Annotated in this window: 1 protein-coding gene; it reads right to left on the bottom strand. The window is 44.8% G+C overall.

All coding sequences use genetic code 11. From position 1 onward, the window contains the following. Positions 1-201: hypothetical protein (locus tag QVO88_RS11150; protein ID WP_288178028.1), on the bottom strand; the 201-nt coding region annotated here is incomplete at its 3' end. Between the last annotated feature and the right edge of the window lie 31 nt (positions 202-232).

Genomic DNA, 232 nt, shown 5'->3' with positions numbered 1-232 from the left:
ACAGCCATTCTCATCTGAGGCGGCAGTCATTATTGCAGTATCTCTGCTGAACTTCACACAGTCGGTAGTAAACAGACCGAACACAGCATTTTCAAGAGGTTCGCTCTTGTCATCTACCTTGTGACCCTCTATCCTGCCACGCTTGAGAAGATTTACGAATTGTCCGCAGTCAATATCCACAGTCCGGATGTCCTGTCCCATATATTCGAAGTTTACAAGATATTTTTCTTCG

Source organism: Ruminococcus sp. CAG:57, assembly GCF_000435935.1.
Classification (GTDB): Bacteria; Bacillota; Clostridia; order Oscillospirales; family Ruminococcaceae; genus Hominimerdicola; species Hominimerdicola aceti.
The sequence above is the reverse complement of the archived record's forward strand: the minus strand, read 5'-3'. Positions and strand labels throughout refer to the sequence as shown.